Genomic DNA, 854 nt, shown 5'->3' on the forward strand with positions numbered 1-854 from the left:
CACCCGCCGATATCGGCCAGGATCCGGAATTCCCGGATGTTTCGGCCAGGGATGCGGCGGTGCTGCATGAATTGAAGGCGCTTGGCCGGCTTTGACAGGCCGGCCAGCTTGATCGGTGCACAAATGCCACGCCGGGCGGGTGAAAACCGCCCGCGCGTTGCCCTTAACGAGTGGTTGAGGTAAACACGCGAAACTCCGGAAGACAAATTGTCGCCGGATTTCCGTCGCAAGTGCTTGGACGATGGGGACCGGCCAGAAGGCTGGTGGCAATCGAGAGGCTGTCTAGAGTGGGACTTTTTGGCATGACCGAGAGATATAATGCGCGCCTGGCGCTGCTGGCGCCGCTTGTCGCGTCGGGCCTCGCTTTGTCCGGCTGCATGGGCTCTCCGACCTACGGCACCGACAAGACCGCCGGCGAACAGCTGGCCGGCGATATTTCAGGCGCCTTTTCATTTGCGCCGAAGCGCAAGGAACAGATCGACTACAAGCCGCGTCCGACGCTTGTAAAGCCGGCGCCCGGCCAGAAGGAAGCGCTGCCGGCCCCGCAGGACAGCATCGAGACGGCGAGCGCCGAATGGCCCGAATCGCCCGAGCAGCGCCGCGCCCGCTTGCGCGCCGATGCCACCGCCCATCAGAACGACCCGGCCTATCAGTCGGAGATCGTCGACGACGTGCAAACCGATCCGGCCTCGGTGAAAAGGGCGATGGCGGAGTCAGGCTCGAGCCACCCGCCGGCATGGACACCGGCCGATTCCGACAAGGGCCGTGCCGCCGAGATCCAGCGTCGCCTCGCCGACAGCAAGCAGGGCGATCCGAACACCCGCAAATATCTGAGCGAGCCTCCAGTGCAGTAT

The 854-nt window shown here is 64.4% G+C and carries 1 protein-coding gene; it reads left to right on the forward strand.

What is annotated here, in order from left to right:
- Positions 1-302 precede the first annotated feature (302 nt).
- On the forward strand, positions 303-854 hold a 552-nt coding region (locus EN925_RS37835), incomplete at its 3' end, for a hypothetical protein (protein ID WP_128337462.1).

This window comes from Mesorhizobium sp. M7A.F.Ca.US.006.04.2.1, from assembly GCF_004022915.1.
In the GTDB taxonomy this organism is placed as follows: Bacteria; Pseudomonadota; Alphaproteobacteria; order Rhizobiales; family Rhizobiaceae; genus Mesorhizobium; species Mesorhizobium ciceri.